12 protein-coding genes, 1 pseudogene and 1 riboswitch are annotated in these 15,638 nt (G+C 75.4%); of the genes and pseudogenes, 2 read left to right on the forward strand and 11 right to left on the reverse strand.

Features of this window, described 5'->3' with window-relative positions:
- The 4 genes from ADK60_RS37630 to ADK60_RS37645 all read right to left on the reverse strand — a co-directional run.
- A partial coding sequence (locus ADK60_RS37630) for an FtsB family cell division protein (RefSeq protein ID WP_053651307.1) occupies positions 1 to 434 on the reverse strand: 434 nt, incomplete at its 3' end.
- Between the two features lie 126 nt (positions 435 to 560).
- Positions 561 to 1,847: a phosphopyruvate hydratase gene (gene eno, locus ADK60_RS37635; RefSeq protein ID WP_045940368.1), complete on the reverse strand. Its 1,287-nt coding sequence runs from the start codon at positions 1,845 to 1,847 to the stop codon at positions 561 to 563.
- Positions 1,848 to 2,180: 333 nt separating this feature from the next.
- Complete coding sequence (locus tag ADK60_RS47955) at positions 2,181 to 3,176, reverse strand: LysM peptidoglycan-binding domain-containing protein (protein ID WP_053651308.1); 996 nt, start codon at positions 3,174 to 3,176, stop codon at positions 2,181 to 2,183.
- 5 nt (positions 3,177 to 3,181) lie between these two features.
- A riboswitch (cyclic di-AMP (ydaO/yuaA leader) is annotated at positions 3,182 to 3,331 on the reverse strand.
- A gap of 266 nt (positions 3,332 to 3,597) precedes the next feature.
- A complete protein-coding gene (locus ADK60_RS37645) occupies positions 3,598 to 4,884 on the reverse strand; it encodes a cytochrome P450 family protein (protein WP_053651309.1) in 1,287 nt (428 codons plus the stop codon).
- Positions 4,885 to 5,112: 228 nt separating this feature from the next.
- Here ADK60_RS37645 and ADK60_RS37650 point away from each other — a divergent pair, with 228 nt between their 5' ends.
- Entirely contained in the window at positions 5,113 to 5,535 is a 423-nt protein-coding gene (locus ADK60_RS37650) for an SDR family NAD(P)-dependent oxidoreductase (RefSeq protein WP_045940365.1), read from the forward strand.
- A 79-nt stretch (positions 5,536 to 5,614) separates the two neighbouring features.
- Here ADK60_RS37650 and ADK60_RS37655 read toward each other — a convergent pair whose 3' ends face one another.
- Both ADK60_RS37655 and ADK60_RS37660 read right to left on the reverse strand, forming a co-directional pair.
- Positions 5,615 to 6,652, reverse strand: a complete 1,038-nt coding sequence (locus ADK60_RS37655; protein WP_053651310.1) for a nucleoside triphosphate pyrophosphohydrolase — start codon at positions 6,650 to 6,652, stop codon at positions 5,615 to 5,617.
- 126 nt (positions 6,653 to 6,778) lie between these two features.
- The gene (locus ADK60_RS37660) at positions 6,779 to 7,432 is read right to left on the reverse strand and encodes a hypothetical protein (RefSeq protein ID WP_053651311.1); all 654 of its coding nucleotides are present in this window, start codon (positions 7,430 to 7,432) and stop codon (positions 6,779 to 6,781) included.
- Between the two features lie 226 nt (positions 7,433 to 7,658).
- Here ADK60_RS37660 and ADK60_RS42765 point away from each other — a divergent pair.
- Positions 7,659 to 8,285 (forward strand): annotated as a pseudogene (locus ADK60_RS42765) (phosphatase PAP2 family protein); the annotation flags it as partial.
- Positions 8,286 to 8,405: 120 nt separating this feature from the next.
- On the opposite strand, the gene ADK60_RS37665 reads toward ADK60_RS42765, so the two are convergent.
- The 5 genes from ADK60_RS37665 to ADK60_RS37685 all read right to left on the reverse strand — a co-directional run bounded on the left by ADK60_RS37665 (position 8,406) and on the right by ADK60_RS37685 (position 15,515).
- A complete protein-coding gene (locus ADK60_RS37665) occupies positions 8,406 to 9,134 on the reverse strand; it encodes a response regulator (RefSeq protein ID WP_053651312.1) in 729 nt (242 codons plus the stop codon).
- A gap of 7 nt (positions 9,135 to 9,141) precedes the next feature.
- On the reverse strand, positions 9,142 to 10,572 hold the full coding sequence (locus tag ADK60_RS37670; RefSeq protein ID WP_234371458.1) for a sensor histidine kinase: 1,431 nt from the start codon (positions 10,570 to 10,572) through the stop codon (positions 9,142 to 9,144).
- A gap of 102 nt (positions 10,573 to 10,674) precedes the next feature.
- Positions 10,675 to 12,339, reverse strand: coding sequence for a serine/threonine-protein kinase (locus ADK60_RS37675; protein WP_286185326.1), 1,665 nt, complete (start codon positions 12,337 to 12,339; stop codon positions 10,675 to 10,677).
- Positions 12,336 to 13,175: a hypothetical protein gene (locus ADK60_RS47280; RefSeq protein WP_053651314.1), complete on the reverse strand. Its 840-nt coding sequence runs from the start codon at positions 13,173 to 13,175 to the stop codon at positions 12,336 to 12,338. The genes ADK60_RS37675 and ADK60_RS47280 overlap by 4 nt, the downstream gene beginning before the upstream one ends.
- 153 nt (positions 13,176 to 13,328) lie before the next feature.
- Positions 13,329 to 15,515: an N-6 DNA methylase gene (locus ADK60_RS37685; RefSeq protein ID WP_199839851.1), complete on the reverse strand. Its 2,187-nt coding sequence runs from the start codon at positions 15,513 to 15,515 to the stop codon at positions 13,329 to 13,331.
- Positions 15,516 to 15,638: the final 123 nt, after the last annotated feature.

Genomic DNA, 15,638 nt, shown 5'->3' on the forward strand with positions numbered 1-15,638 from the left:
GTCGCGGGAGCGGCGGGGGCCACGGGAGCGGCGGCAGCGGCGTCGACGGAGTCCCAGACACTGGCGTACCAGGGCCGGGCGGCCTTGACCGTCCCGGCGGCCGGGCCCTGCGCGGGCGGCGGCGCGCCCAGCGAGGACTTCGCCGGGTCCTGGGCCGCCGGGTCCACCGCGATGTAAGGGGTCTCCCCCGGCATCGCGTAGTGCAGCCGGCTCCTGGCCTGCGCCTTGACGTACTCCGGGTCCTGCCAGCGGGCCTTCTCCCGGCGCAGCTGCTCGACCTGCTGCCGGGCGTGCTCGGCCCGGGCGCGCTGCGCCGTGATCTCGGACCGCTGCGAGATGAACTGCCGGGTCGGGTAGGCCAGGATCGCCACCAGCGAGCAGAGCACGAGGACCAGGACGGTCGCCCGGCTCGTGAACCGAGGCCGGGCCGCCAAGCCCGGGATCCTCCAGCCTGCCATCTCCGGTGTCCCCTCCTGGTCGCGACGGTGCCCCGCCGACCACCCTACGGGGTGAACGGCGGGGCACCGGTCAGGCGTGCGCCACTCGGGCGGCCGGGCGGGTCAGCCCTCGTGCTTGAACCGCGGGAAGGCGCCGCGGCCGGCGTACTCGGCGGCGTCGTCGAGGATCTCCTCGATGCGCAGCAGCTGGTTGTACTTGGCGACGCGCTCGGAGCGGGCCGGGGCACCGGTCTTGATCTGGCCGCAGTTGGTGGCGACGGCCAGGTCGGCGATGGTGACGTCCTCGGTCTCGCCGGAGCGGTGGGACATCATGCAGCGGTAGCCGTTGCGCTGGGCCAGCTCGACGGCGTCCAGGGTCTCGGTCAGCGAACCGATCTGGTTGACCTTCACCAGCAGCGCGTTGGCGGTGCCGGTCTCGATGCCGCGGGCCAGGCGGGCCGGGTTGGTGACGAACAGGTCGTCGCCGACCAGCTGGACCTTGTCGCCCAGCTTGTCGGTCATGGCCTTCCAGCCGTCCCAGTCCGACTCGTCCAGCGGGTCCTCGATCGAGACCAGCGGGTAGGCGGCGACCAGGCCGGCGTAGTACTCGATGAGCTCGGCGGAGGTGAGCCCCTTGCCCTCGAACTGGTAGGCGTCGTCCTCGTAGAACTCGGAGGCGGCGACGTCCAGGGCCAGCGCGATGTCCTTGCCCGGCACGTAGCCGGCCTTCTGGATGGCCTCGACGATGAGGTCGAGGGCCTCGCGGTTGGAGTCCAGGTTCGGGGCGAAGCCGCCCTCGTCGCCCAGACCGGTGGAGAGGCCGCGCTCCTTCAGCACGCCCTTGAGCGTGTGGTAGACCTCGACGCCCCAGCGGACGGCCTCGGAGAAGGACTCCGCGCCGATCGGAGCGATCATGAACTCCTGGATGTCGACGTTGGAGTCCGCGTGCGAGCCACCGTTGAGGATGTTCATCATCGGGACCGGCAGGACGTGCGCGTTCGGGCCGCCCAGGTAGCGGAACAGCGGCAGGTCGCTGGCCTCGGAGGCGGCGTGCGCGACGGCCAGCGAGACGCCGAGGATGGCGTTGGCGCCGAGCGAGGACTTGTCCGGGGTGGCGTCCAGGTCGAGCATGGCCTGGTCGATCAGGCGCTGCTCGGTGGCGTCGTAGCCGACCAGCTCCGGGCCGATCTGCTCGATGACGGCCAGGACGGCCTTCTCCACGCCCTTGCCGAAGTAGCGGTTCTTGTCGCCGTCGCGGAGCTCCAGGGCCTCGAAGGCACCGGTGGAGGCACCCGACGGGACAGCGGCACGGCCGGTGCTGCCGTCGTCGAGGCCGACCTCGACCTCGACCGTGGGGTTGCCGCGCGAGTCGAGAATCTCACGGGCTACGACGACATCGATGGACGGCACGAGGCATCTCCTAGCGGAAGCAGGTACCGGCTGACAGTGGGGTGCCGTCGGCCGGACGATTGCGGAGTCGTTACGACCAGAGCCTAACCGCACCGGCTGTCCGGGCCACGTCGACCTCGGCTCCGTCTCAGCGTGTGGCTGTGCTACCCACCGGTAGTTCACCTGGTTGCCCGGCCTCGGACGTCCCGGGGCGGGCGAAGGGGGCGGAACGGGCCGGTGCCGGCACGCCTTCCCGCCTGTCCACCCGTCCGCTTGCCCGCCTGTCCGCTTGCCCGCTGCCCGCCTGTCCGGTGACGGGCAGGCGGGTAGCGGGCAAGAGGAGTGGGCGGTGCGTCAGCCGAGGGCGAGGACCTGGCCGGGGACGATCAGGTCCGGGTCGCCGCCGACGGTGCCGCGGTTGCCGTCGTACAGGGCCTGCCAGCCGCCCTGGACACCCTGCGCGGTCGCGATCCCGGCGAGCGTGTCGCCGGAGCGGACGGTGTAGCCCTGGCCGGCCTGCGACTGCTGGGCCTGCTGGACCTGCGGGGCCTGCTGCGTCTGCTGCGTCTGCTGCGTCTGCTGCGGTGCGGGGGCGGTGCCCTGGCCCGCGTACTGCTGGTACACGCCCTGGTGGCTGGTCCAGTACCAGGCGCCGTTGTTCTGGTACCAGAACACCTTGGCGTCGGCGTCCCAGCCGGCCCGGCCGGAGAACGACGGCGCCTGCGACTGGGTCTGCTGCTGCGCCTGCTGCTGGACCTGCGGAGCCGGCTGGGCGTGCCTCGGCGCGTACTTCGGAGTCTGCTGGGTCTGCGGGTCCTGCTGGGCCTGCGACTTGGGGGCGGCGTGCTTCGGCGCGGCCTTCGGGGCCGGCTGCTCGATCTGCGCCTGCGGGGCCTGCTGCGGCGGCTGGGCCTGCGGCTTGGGGGCGGCCGGGGCGGCGTCCGCCGAGGTGTCGACCGCCGCCGGGGCACCGCCCTTGCTCAGACCGGCCTTCTTGGAGCACACCGGCCAGGCGCCCGGGCCCTGCGAGGCCAGCACCTTCTCGGCGACGGTGATCTGCGCCGCCTTCGAGGCCTGGTTGGCCTGCGGCGCGTAGGAGGTGCCGCCGAACGCCTTCCAGGTGCTGGAGGTGAACTGCAGGCCGCCGTAGAAGCCGTTGCCGGTGTTGATGCTCCAGTTGCCCCCGCTCTCGCACTGGGCGACCGCGTCCCAGGTCGAGGCCGGGGCGGCCGAGGCGCCGGTGGCGGTGAGGATCGGCATCGCCAGTCCGACACCGGCGACACCGGCGACGGCGATGGCCTTCTCGGTCTGGGTGCGGCGACGGTGACGGCCGGTTCCGACGAACAGCATGAAGAAGTCCCTCTCCGCACGCCTGCGAGGTGAGCTGTCGGGTTCGGACCGGGAGGTGGCCCGGCCGCACGGAGGCGGCTTCACCCCAAGCCGTGGGAGACGGCGCAAAGACCTGGTTCCCCCGCCCCTGCCCAGGGTTCTGGTCGGTTTCCGGTGACGCGGCGGGCAGGACTCGGCGTTCCGCGCACGGGACCCGCTTCCGCGGGCTCCCCGGAGAGTAGACAGATCTTCAGAGCAATCACAAGCTCATATCGCCGCTATCACACGGAAATCACGTCAGGTGATGGATTGCCTACCAACCGAAGAGGTATGTCCGGATTGATGGAGGTTCACACCCCCCGAAGCCGCCTCGCAGAGACTCCGCGTCAGCGTGTCGTGAGCCCCCCGTGAGTCCCCCCGTGAGTCCCCCTGTGAGTCCCCCTCAGTGAACTGCCGAGGGGTCGGCGGAGGTTGCCTCCGATGTCGCTTCCGGCGTGAACTCCACCGGAAGTTCACGAAGTCCACGCATGATCAGACCACCGCGCCAGCGCAGTTCCTCCGGGTCCGCGGCGAGCCGGAGGTCCGGCAGCCGGGACAGCAGGGTGGTCAGCGCGGCCCGCCCCTCCAGTCGCGCCAGCGGGGCGCCGATGCAGTAGTGGATGCCGTGCCCGAAGCCCAGGTGCGGGTTGTCCGCCCGGGCCAGGTCGAGGGTGTTCTCGTCCGCGAACCGTGCCGGGTCCCGGTCCGCCGCCGCCAGCACCACCAGCACCGGGTCGCCGACCGGGATCTCCACCCCGCCGATGGTCAGCGGGCTCGTCGCGAACCGCCAGGTGGCCAGCTCCACCGGGCCGTCGTAGCGCAGGAGTTCCTCGATCCCGGTCTCCAGCAGCCCACTCTCGCCGCGCCCGATCGACTCCTGGAGCAACGCTCGCTGCCCCGGGTTGCGCAGCAGCGCGTAGACGCCGTTGCCGATCAGGTTCACCGTCGTCTCGAAGCCTGCGAAGAGCAGGATGAAGGCCATCGCCGCGGCCTCGTTCTCGGTGAGGTGCTCACCGTGGTCGCTGGCCCGGATCAGCCCCGAGATCAGGTCGTCCCCGAGGTCCGCGCGCTTGCGGTGGATCAGCTCCGCGAGATAGGCCCGCATCCGCTTCACCGCCCGCCCCACGCCGCCGCGTTGGCCGCCGCCGTGGCGGATCATCATCCCGGCCCAGTCCCGGAAGTCGTCCTGGTCCTCGGCCGGCACCCCGAGCAGGTCGCAGATCGCGTAGATGGGGAGCGGGAAGGCGAACTCGTGGATGAGGTCGGCCGATCCGCGCGCCGCGAAACCGTCGATCAGCCGGTCCGTCAGCTGCTGCACCCGGGGCTCGAAGGCGGCCACCCGGCGCGGGGTGAAGGCCTTGGACACCAGGCGGCGCAGCCGGGTGTGGTCCGGCGGGTCGATGTTCAGCAGGTGCGTCATCAGGTCGGCCTGGCGCTCGCCCGGGATGCCGACCCGGCCGGTGCGGTGGGCCTGCTCGCTGTGGTGCGCCGGGTTCTTGGAGAGCCGGCTGTCCGCGAGCGCCTGGCGGGCGTCCGCGTACCGGGTGACCAGCCAGGCCTCCACCCCGCTGGGCAGGGTGGTCCGGTGCACCGGCTCGTGCTCGCGCAGCCACGCGTACGCCGGATACGGGTCGGCGGCGAACTCCCAGGTGAACAGGGGCGGACGGGCGGAAGCGGGCTGAGCTGGCATGGGTCGACGGTATCCCGGGCGCGTCCCAGGCACCGCACCGTGGACGCCGCCGTTCCCACCGCCCGGCGCTCGTTCCGGTGATCGTTCCGGTGATGGTGGGCAGGAGCAGGCGTGAGCCTGGTCACCTGAGGGGTAATTCCTGTTGCGGAGGATCCGGTCGTGCCTACGATCCTCCGCAAGATGTCCGTGGGCGCCGGTGCGGAGCCGCCCACAGGGAGGAGCAGGGCCATGCGGGTCACCGGTGCGGTCATCGTGATCGCGGTACTCGACGGCGGGTCGGGGGCGGGCCTCGCCCGCCGCTTCACCGCGGCGGGAGCCGCCGGGATGCTGATCGCCGACCAGCGGGGCGGGGTCGCCGAGGACCTCGCCACCGAGCTCGACCGGCCGGGCTGCCCGGTCGTCGGGGTGTGCGGCGACGTCCGCCGCCCCAGCGATGTCGCCGCGCTGGTCGACACCGCCGAGAAGCACCTGGGCCCGATCGACCTGTTCTGCGTGGCCGGGCCGGACGGCGAGCGGATCGTCTCCCTCTCCGACCTGCCGGCCCACCTAGACCTGGAGCGGCTCGCCGAACTCGTCGCGCTGGTCGGCGAGGCGATCGGCGAGGTCGTTCCGCCGCAGCGCCGTCCGGTGGCGGACGTCGCCGCGGTCTGAGGGGCCGGGGGCGGTCGGGGCTGCTTCGGCTGCTCGGTTGCTCGGGCTGCTCGGTTGCTCGGTTGCTCGGGCTGCGCGGTTACTCGGCGGGCTTCAGGCCCTCCGCGGCGCGCACCGTGTCGCGGTAGCCCCGCGCCGCCGCCCGCAGCGCGGCGTCCACGTCGAGCCCGGCATCGTGCGCACGCTGCGCCACCGCGAGCAGCAGCCGACCCGCGGACTCCGCGGTGAGCTCGGCGGGCAGCTCGTACGGCTCGTCCGGCACGCCCGCGAACCCGGACCGGCGCACCCGCGACACCAGCTTCGCCGCGTACGCCAGCGAGGGCAGCCCGGCCGGGACGCCGTCCAGCACGGACTCCCGGTCCGACTTCTCGGCCGCCTTGAGCGTCTCCCAGTTGGCCTCCACCTCGGCCGCGCCGTCCGCCTCGGTGTCCCCGAACACATGCGGGTGCCGGTACATCAGCTTCTCGACGATGTCACCCGCCACATCGTCGATCGAGAACGCCCCGGTGGGGTGCTCCTCGGCGATCCGGGAGTGGAAGAAGACCTGGAGCAGCACGTCGCCGAGCTCCTCGCGAAGGGTGTCGCGGTCCCCCTCCTCGATCGCCTCGACCAGTTCGAAGGCCTCCTCGACCAGATACTTCACCAGGCTGGCGTGGGTCTGCTCGGCGTCCCACGGGCAGCCGCCGGGCGAGCGGAGGCGGTCCATCACGGACACCAGGTCCAGCAGCCGGGAGCCCGGCAGGTCGTACGAGCCCGGCAGCACCTCGATCTCCGGCACCTCACCGGCGTGCTCGACCGCGAGCCGGGCCAGCGCGTCGGTCAGCCCCGGGTCGCCGTCCGGGCCGCCCAGCCAGACCGTCGCCCCGGCCCCGGCGGCGCCGTCCGCCGGGGCCCCGGTCAGCAGCCGGGCCAGCGCGGGGGCCGAACCCGGCACCACGACCTCCACCTCGACACCCGCCTGCCGCAGGGCGGGCAACTGCGGGTGACCGGCATCGCCGGCCAGCACCCGCCCGGCCGAGCGCAGGGCCTCCCAGGCCGGCCAGGACAGCAGGCCGGGGGCCACCCGGTGGGTCGTGATGAGGAGGATCAGCTTCGCGCCCGGAGGATTCGTCGTCACCCCTCGAACCTACCCGTCCGCCCGCTGCCCCCGCCGCCGGGTTTCTGTCCGCTCTGCGTGGGTGAGCGGGGAGGGCGCCTCCGTGCTCCGTGCTCCGTGCTCCGTACTCTGTGCTCCCGGTCGGCCTCAGCCGGTGGGCCTGGGGCGGGCGGCCGGGGCGAGGGCGGCACGGTCCGGGTCCCAGGTGCCGTAGCGGGGGTTCACCCGCAGGTGGAGGGCGGTGGCCGTGGCGGCCAGGATCCGGCGGACGGCGGCGTCGCCCGCCGGGGTGTCGGCGTCCGCCCCGGCGGTCGCGGCGAGCCGGCGGATCCCCAGCTCGCGCCCGAGGCGGTCGTCGATCGCCCCGGCCGGAACGCCCTGCGCCGCCAGGGCCCGGGCCAGCCGCCCGGCGCCGCCGAGGCGCCGTTCCTCCTCCGCCCGGGCGGCCGCCACCTCGGCCTCCGCGACCGCAGGACCCCGGTCCGCGACCGCGCGGGCCACCACCGCGTCGAGCACCAGCTCGGTGACCGCCCGCCGGGCGGGGCCCTCCGTCTCCCACCGGGCGTCCGCCGACACCCCGCCCGGAGCGTGCCGCAGCGCCGCCACCCTGGCCTCCACCGCGTCCACCGGGATCCGCCGTCCGTCCAGCACCGCCGCCGTGCCCGGCGTCAGCCCGCCCCCGCCGCACCCGGCCAGCCCCGGGAGGGCGAACAGGACGCCGACGACGGCGGCGGTCCTGGTGGCTCTGCTGGTGGCCCTGGTGATCGTGGTGGTGGTCGTGGTGGTCCGGCGACGGTGCATGGCGGGTCTCCGGGTGCGGGCGGATGCGGGGCGGCGGATGCGGGCGGCACGGATCCCCCGAGCGTAGGGCGGGGCGCCCGGGGCAGTGCGGACCGTCGCCCGAACGGCCCATCCGGGCCGGGCGCCGACACGGCAGCGGGCTCACGTCAACCCTGACGATCGTCAAGGTCGGCCCCTGCCTTTCGGGTCGGGTCGGGAGCCACCCCCGACTCCTACCGTCCGTGTCATGACGAACACGATCAGGAACAGAGCGGTCCTCGCGGTGGCACTCGTCGGCACCGGCGCCGGGGCGGTCGGGTGGCTGGCTCCGGCGGGCGGTGGTGCGGCCGGGGCTGGCCCGCCGACCCATGGCTGGTCGACCATCGGCTACCGCCGGGTCGCCGAGGCCGTCGCCGATGCCCCGTCCCGTCTCGCCGCCCTGCTGGAGCCCGCCACCGAGGCCGGTCTGGTGGTGCTGGGCCTGCTGCTGGCGCTGGTCTGGTGGACGGCACGCGGGCGACGGGCCGCCGACACTGTCGCGGGTGTCGTGCTGACCGGCCTCGGCACCGTGCTCGCGTACGGGGCGAGCGAGGCGTTGAAGCTCGTGCTGGACGAGGAACGCCCCTGCCGGGCCCTGGCCGGACTGCCGTCCACCGCGCTCGCCGACTGCCCCCCGCCGGGCGACTGGTCGTTCCCCAGCAACCACGCCACCCTGGCCGTCGCCCTGGCCACCGGTCTGGTGCTGCTGCGACCGCGGTGGGCGTGGCTGGTTGTCCCGGTGGGCCTCGGTACGGCCGCCCTCCGGGTGGCCGCAGGCGTGCACTACCCGCACGACGTGGCCGCCGGGGCCGTGCTGGGCGGGGCGGTCACGGCGGCCGTGGTGGTGGCGCTGCTGCCCTCGGCGACGGCGGTGGTCGGCGCGACGGGCCGGGTCCGGCTGCTCGGTCCGCTGCTGCTGGCTCCCTCGGCCGCGGCACGCGCCGCGGCCCCGGTCTCAACCGGCCGGGCCCACCGCCAGGCCGGCCTCGTGGGCGAGGACGGCGGCGGCCGCCCGGTTGGCCACTCCCAGCCGGGCCAGGACGGAGCTGACGTGCGCCTTCACAGTGCCTTCCACCACACCGATCCGGCGGGCGATCTGACCGTTGGACAGCCCGGCGGCGACCAGCGTCAGCACATCGCGCTCACGGGCGGTCAGCCCGGCCACCTGCCGCTGGGCCGCGGCCCTGCGGTCGGCCGGACCTCCGGACCGGGTGGCGGCGAGGTGGGCCACCACCCGGGCGGCCACCTTGGGTGACAGGTAGGCGGCCCCGTCGGCCACCGCACGCACCCCGGCGATCAGCTCCTCGGGCTCGCCGGACTTGATCAGGAATCCGTTGGCGCCCCCGCTCAGGGCGCGCAGGATGTAGTCGTCCTCACCGAAGGTGGTCAGCATGACGATCCCAGGAGCCGCTCCGGTCCTGGTGGTGACGCCCACCCGCCGGATCTCGGCGGCAGCGGTGATGCCGTCCGTGCCCGGCATCCGGATGTCCAGCACCGCGACGTCCGGCCGGTGGCGGCGGAGCAGCTCGACCGCCTCCCGCCCGTCGCCGGTCTCCGCGACGATCTCGATGCCCGGATCGGTGGCGAGCACCGCGCGCACCCCGGCCCTGACCATCGGTTCGTCGTCCGCGATCAGTACCCGGATCCGCGCCGGGGCGCCGTGCTCCAGTTCCCCCTCGCTCATCGGGCACTCACTCGACCAGGGCGTCCAGGGAGATCAGCACGCCGCCCCGGAAGCAGAGCCGGTACGCGTCCCCCGAGCGGTCGTTGTTGAACGCCTCGGCCGTCATCGCGTAGTACTCGCACGTCACTCCCTCTCCACCGGGTGGCGGGTCGCCTACGGACGGATGGTACGGAAACTGATGTTCCGGCAGAAATCGCTGCACGGTGGACCGGTCCTGGCCGACCCGCAGTTCGGCGTAGTCGGCAGGGTCGAGCACGGACCGCCCGGCGGTGTAGATCGTCCAGCCCCGCAGCACGGTGGTCAGCAGCACCGCGACGGAGAGCGGCACCAGGACGATCGCGGCCACCATGCGGCCCACCCGGCGGCGGGCCAGGCGCAGTTCACGGGACGGCGACACCGCGACCGGCGTGGCCGGGGCCGCGGTCGGGGCGCCCGTCCGTGGCAGGTGGGCGCTCACCTCGAAGCCGGCGCCGTCGGCCCGGGGCCCGTAGCGGAAGGTGCCGCCCGCCAGCCGAACCCGCTCGGCCAGCCCGAGCAGACCGTGACCGCCCGCGCCCGGTGCACCGGTTCCCGCCCCGGCCCGGGCAGGCGACTCGCCCGCCGATCGGGGACCGTCGAGCACCCGGACGCGAGCGCCGTCCGCCGCGTACGCCACCAGCACCGTGACCGGCGCCCCCGCGGCGTGCTTGGCGGCGTTGGTCAGCGCCTCCTGAACCACCCGGTACACGGCGTGCTCGGCCGCCCGCGGCAGCCCGTCCGGCTGACCGTCGACGGTCAGCCTGACGTCCAGACCCGCCGCGGCCGCCTCCCCCACCAGGTGCGGGACGCCCGCGTCGACCGGGCCCCGGGCGGTGTGGGGGTCCGTGTCGTCCCGCAGGATGCCGATCACCTCGCCGAGGCGTTCGACGGCGGCAGCCGCGCCCGCCCGGATCTCCTGCGCCGCCTCGCGGTGCGGCGGGGCCAGGTCGGGCGCCAGCTTGAGCGCACCGGCCCGCAGGGCGATCAGGCTCAGGTCGTGACCCAGCGCGTCGTGCATGTCCTGGGCGATCCGGGCGCGTTCGCGCAGCCGCGCCCGCTCGGCCACCAGTCGCTGCTCGTGCTCGGCCCGTTCGGCCCGCTCCCACCCGGCCCGCACCAGCTCCTGCGACTGCCGCCAGAACCGGCCCACCATCCACGGGGCCATTCCGGCGCAGACCAGGACCGAGACGACCGACGTCGCCTGCACCGCCAGGTCCGGGACGACCACCGCCACCAGCGCCCCGGCCGTGACCAGCACCGCGAGCAGGGCGACCGCCTCCCGCACCCGCTCCATCCGCACCCCGGCCGCGAACGCCGCCCCGATGCCCGGCACCGCCCACCAGAGGGACACCGGACTCAGCCCGAACGCCCCGGCCGCCAGCACCAGCAGCCCCCGGTCCCACCACGTTCTCGTCCACATCCGCCCGACCCTACGGACCTCACCGGCGCCGCGGATCTGTCGAAAGTCATGCCCGTCGGCGAACGTCCGCCGGCCCCCGGGCCGGGTAGCCGCGGTCGGCGGTCAGGCGTGCGGGGGCCAGGGGGTGGCGTTGGTGCGGTGCGGTTGCAGGGTGTCGAGGGTCTGCCGCAGGCGGCGGACCGCCGGGTGGTGCGGGCCGTCGCGGCGTTCGCGGTCGAAGAGCAGTTGGAGCAGCCACGACCAGGCCGCCTCCGTCTCGCCGAGCGAGGCCAGCAGCACGCCGACCCGTTCCCGGAGGTCGAGCAGCCGCTCGGGTTCGGTCTCCGGCCACACCGCGAGCAGGGCCTGGTACTCGGTGAGCGCTTCCGCGCCCCGGCCCAGTTGTTCGAGGCACTCGGCCACCCGGTGGCGCGGTTCCAGCGCCCGGCGGCCGTGCGGCCCGCCCTCGGCGGTGGCGGCGAGCGCCCGGTACTCGGCCAGGGCCTCGTGGTGGCGCCGCTCCTGGAGGAGCGTACGGGCGTAGATGGTCCGGACGGTGCGGACCATCCCCGCGCCGTCGCCGAGTTCGGACCGTCCGCGCGCCAGGAGCCGGGCGGCGAGGTCGAGCACCTCGGGGCGCCGGCCGGCGTCGACCAGGTCGGAGAGCCGGGCGCAGGCCGCCGCGAAGTCCTCCTCCGCCGCCGGGGCGGGCGGGGCGGGTGCCACCGGCGGAGCCTGCGGCACCATCGGGGCGGGCGGGTTCGGCACGGCGGCGATCAGGAACGGCGGTGGTTCGGCCCGGGGCGGTGCCGCCGGCACGACGCCCTCCGGACGCGGCTGCGGCTGGAGCGGGTACCGGTACGGCCGGGCCGGGTCCGGCAGCGGCCCGAACCGGGGCTGCGGCACCGAGACGGCAGCGGGCAGCAGCGGCAGCAGCCGCCCGTACACCTCCTGGGCGTCGGCCGGCCGGTCCCCGGGGCGCTTGGCGAGCAGGTCGAGCACAAGCCGCTCCAGCGCGGCCGGCACCTCGGGCCGCAGGTCGCGCAGCGGCACCGGCGGGTCGTCGACGTGCCGCCGCAGCAGCCCCAGCGCGGTGGGCGCCCGGAACGGCCCTTCACCGGTCAGCATCTCGTGCAGCAGGCAGCCGAGCGCGTACAGGTCGCTGCGCGGGTCGACGGCGGCGGAGAGCGCCTGTTCCGGCGCCATGTAGGACGGGCTGCCGATCGGGACGCCGGTGAGGGTGAGCCGGGTGGCCTCGGGGTCGAGCGCGGTGGCGATGCCGAGGTCCAGCAGGACGGTCCGGCCGTCCTCCCGGACCATCACATTGCTGGGCTTGAGGTCGCGGTGGACGACCCGCACCGCGTGGACGGCGGCCAGCGCGGTGCAGAGCTGGGCGGCCACGGCGACCGCGCGCTCGACCGGGAACGGCGCGTCCTCGGCGATGAGGTCGGCCAGGCTGACGCCGGGGACGCGCTGCATCACCAGGTACAGCTCGCCGCCCTCCTCACCGGCGTCGAAGACGGTGACCAGGCCCGGGTGGTCTAGGGCGGCGGTCGTGCGGCACTCGCGGAGGAAGCGGCGGCGCAGGTCGTCGCCGTGCCGGAGCCGGTCGGTGGTGGTCGGGTCGGTGCCGCCGGCGGCGGCGAGGAGGAGGTCGGTGCGCAGCAGCTTGACGGCGACCGGGCGGGCGAGCCGCTCGTCGTGGCCGGCCCAGACCTGGCCCATGCCGCCGTGGCCGATCTTCTCGGTGAGGTGGTAGCGGCCGCCGATCACCCTGGCGAGGGTCACGGGCGGTCCTCGCGGGCCTGACGACGCAGCAGTTCGCCGAGTTCGCGCAGTTCGTCGGAGGTGGCGGGACCGGCGCCGGAGGCCCCCTGGCCCACGGCCCGGGTCGGCGGGTGGGACTGGTACGGGGGCTGGGCGGCCTGCCCGGGCTGCCCGGCCTGCCCGACCTGCCCGACCTGCGGATACGGGGTCGGGGCCGGGGCCGGGTACGGGGCCGGGGTCCCGTACGGCTGGGCGGCGCCGTAGGTCGGGGCGGGCGCGTACGGCTGCGGCGTCCCGTACGGCTGCGGCTGGGGCTGGGCGGACGGGTAGGACTGCGCGGCACCGTACGGCTGGGCGGACGGGTAGCCGTAGCCGACCGGCTGCGGGTGCCCGCCGACGCCGGCCGGAGCGGCCGGGCGGCCCGCCGACCAGACCACCTGGCGGTCCATCAGCAGGAAGTGCACCGGCGGGGGGAACCACATCAGCAGCATCATCGTGGTGCCGACCGCGTCGGCGACCGGCGCCTCGCCCTTGCCGAAGCTGCCGGCCACCCCGATACAGATGAAGAAGGCGAGGAAGAGCCCGGCGTACACCACCGCGCCCAGGATGTCGTACCCCCGGCGGCGGCGGACGGCCAGCAGCAGCGACGGCACCATGCCGAGCAGGCCGACGGTCAGCAGCGGCGCGAGGACCACCAGGACCCGTCCGGGCACGCCGTACGGGCCGACCGGCCGGCCGGGGCCCGGGGGCCGGGCGACCAGGGTCCGGCCGTAGGGCGGGGGCACGACGCCGGGTATGCCACCGGCGGGCGCGCCACCGGGCGGTGGGCCGAACTGCCCGGGGTACTGCCCTGACATGCGCGCTCCTGAGCGGGTGAGGACGACGGCCGTTCGGATCACGGACCCGGTTCCGCACACCGTACCGCCAGCACCGGTCGGGCCGGAGCCCTTCCGTCGTGCCCGCACCGCTCCGGCGGCACCGGGTCGACGTCCGGAGGACGTCAGGGACCGTCAGGGGGCCGGCGGGGGCTCGGCGGTGCCGGCGGCGAGGGCGTCGGTGACGGTCTGGGCGAGGGCGTGGCCGAGGGCGGCGGCCTGCTGCAGCGTCGCGTCGAAGACGGCCAGTCGGGCGAAGGCCGTGCCGAGGCGGCGCTGTTCGGCGATCGGCAGCCGCGGCAGCTCGACCCGGCGGATGTCCAGCCTGGTCGTCGTCGAGGCGTGACTGGCGGCCCGGCGGGCGGCGGCCGTGGAGCGCAGGTGGCCGGCCAGGAAGTCCGGGTCCAGGGCGGCCGGGTCGGGGCGGAGCAGGTGCAGCTGGCGGCCGAGGGCGGCGCCGGCGGGCGGGCCGCCCGGACCGACCACCCGGGCCACGCCGCCGCCCAGGGCGGGGACGAGCACGTCGCCGGGCCGGGTCAGCGGGGTGCCTTCGGCGGCGGCCCGGTCGAGGACGGCGCCGGGCGCGGCACCGGTGACCAGGTCCTGGTCCGTCAGCACAGGGGTGGCGGAGGGATCGGTGCCGGCGGGCCGGGTCGGGGCGCCGGCCCCGGAGGAGTGCACCTCCAGGAGTCCGGCGCGGACCAGCTCCCCCAGGGTGACGACCGGACCCGCGCCCCCGCCCGCCCCCGGCACCGGGTCGGCCGCCGGTCCGGGCAGCAGCGTGCCGGGGTCGGCGAGTCCGGCCAGCAGTTCGGTCAGCCGGCCGCCGAGATGGGAGAGTCCGGCGGCGCCGCCGGCCGGGGCGGCCGGCGGGACGTGCCGGGCGGGCGAGAGGTCGGTCTCGTCGTCGAGCAGGTCGATCGCCGCCACGGTCCGGTACCGGCCGGGCCGGTCCTCGGGGAGCGGGAGGCCCTCGCGGGCGGCGAGGTCGAAGGCGCGCCAGGCGTCCAGGACGGTGCGGCGCAGCTCGGGCCAGCGGACCTTGTCCCGCCCGCCCTCGGCGAGTTCGGCGGAGCCGGGCGAGGTGGCGGCGGCGTCCAGCATGAGCACCTGGCGGAAGTCGTCGCCGGGACGGGGCGCGCGCAGCACCCAGAGGTGGAGCGGCACCCCGTAGGGGGGTGCGGCGCCGGCCGGGAGAGCGACGACGGCCCGCAGCGCGCCGGAGCGCAGCAGTTCGGCGCGGACCCGGCGGCCGGCCCGGCGGGCGGCGACGGTCGGCGGGAGCAGCAGGGCGGTGAGCCCGCCGGGCCTGGTGCGGGCGAGGCAGTGCAGCACCCAGGCGAGTTCGGACTCGCCGCGCGGCGGGACGAGGCCGCCGGGCCAGCGCCGGTCGAACTGCAGCTCGTCGTGGCCCCAGTCCCGCTCGTTGTAGGGGGGCTGGCAGAGCACCGCGTCGAAGGTGTGCCCGGTGTAGGCGTCGGCCCGCAGGGCGTCGCCGGGGCGGAGGTCGACCGGGAGCGGGGCGGGGTCGGTGGCGGGCGCGTGCAGGGCGAGCCTGAGCCGGGCGAGCGCCGTGGTGACCGGGTCGGTGTCCTGGCCGTAGCGGTCGGTGGTGGACGGCAGGGCGAGCAGCAGGGCGCCGAGGCCGGTGGCGGGGTCGAGCACGGTGGCGGGGACGCCGGCGACGGCGGCGAGCAGTTCGGCGGCCTCCGGCGGGGTGGGGCTGAGCTGGCGGGTGTTGGCCTCGGCGTACCGGGTGAGGAGCTGTTCGTAGCCGGCGGCCGGGCCTTCCTCGGCGGCCAGCCGGGCGAGCAGCCGGGCGAGGTCGAGCTCGGTGGAGCCGAACAGGCCGGGCCGCCCGAGGCCGGTGGCACCGTCCGAGCCGTCCGAGCCCTCGGTGCCGTTACCGGTGGCGGCATCGGGGCCGAACACGGTGCGAGCGGTGTCGGCGAGGGCGCGCGGCAGAGCGGTGGCGAGCCTGGTGTCCGGCTGGTCGGCGAGGGCGGCCCAGCGGTCCGGTTCGCGGTGGTGCAGCAGCAGGACGGCACCGGCCCGGACCAGCGGGGCGGCCGGGTGCCCGGCCGGGTCGCGCAGGGTCTCGACGAGCCGCCAGACCCGCTCCAGCAGCGGCAGTTCGGCGATCTTGCCCTGGGACCGGAGCCAGGCCTCCACCTCGGCGAGCGCGAAGGCCGGGCTGCTGTCGGTGCCGCCGACGGGGCGCGGGAAGTCGGGGTGGCGGCGGCGCCAGTTGCTGACGGCGGCGCGGCCCACCCCGGCGAGGCGGGCGATCTCGACCGCGGTCACCTCGGGACGGTCCGGCATGAGGGCTCCTTCGTCGGCGACGGCACTGGTGTGGCCACACAGCATAGTCAGCAGCGCCGCCCCAACGGTTCACACGTGAACGGAGATGTTTCATGAAAGACCGTTGACATCGTTCACAGCAGA

This window comes from Streptomyces sp. XY431 (assembly GCF_001279805.1).
Classification (GTDB): domain Bacteria; phylum Actinomycetota; class Actinomycetes; order Streptomycetales; family Streptomycetaceae; genus Kitasatospora; species Kitasatospora purpeofusca.

Excerpts from the sequence above, each read along its gene's own strand:
- ADK60_RS47955 (WP_053651308.1), bottom strand. The coding sequence starts at position 3,176 with ATGCTGTTCGTCGGAACCGGCCGTCACCGTCGCCGCACCCAGACCGAG.
- ADK60_RS37645 (WP_053651309.1), bottom strand. The coding sequence starts at position 4,884 with ATGCCAGCTCAGCCCGCTTCCGCCCGTCCGCCCCTGTTCACCTGGGAG.
- ADK60_RS37650 (WP_045940365.1), top strand. The coding sequence starts at position 5,113 with ATGCGGGTCACCGGTGCGGTCATCGTGATCGCGGTACTCGACGGCGGG.
- ADK60_RS37660 (WP_053651311.1), bottom strand. The coding sequence starts at position 7,432 with ATGCACCGTCGCCGGACCACCACGACCACCACCACGATCACCAGGGCC.
- ADK60_RS37665 (WP_053651312.1), bottom strand. The coding sequence starts at position 9,134 with ATGAGCGAGGGGGAACTGGAGCACGGCGCCCCGGCGCGGATCCGGGTA.
- ADK60_RS37670 (WP_234371458.1), bottom strand. The coding sequence starts at position 10,572 with ATGTGGACGAGAACGTGGTGGGACCGGGGGCTGCTGGTGCTGGCGGCC.
- ADK60_RS47280 (WP_053651314.1), bottom strand. The coding sequence starts at position 13,175 with ATGTCAGGGCAGTACCCCGGGCAGTTCGGCCCACCGCCCGGTGGCGCG.
- ADK60_RS37685 (WP_199839851.1), bottom strand. The coding sequence starts at position 15,515 with ATGCCGGACCGTCCCGAGGTGACCGCGGTCGAGATCGCCCGCCTCGCC.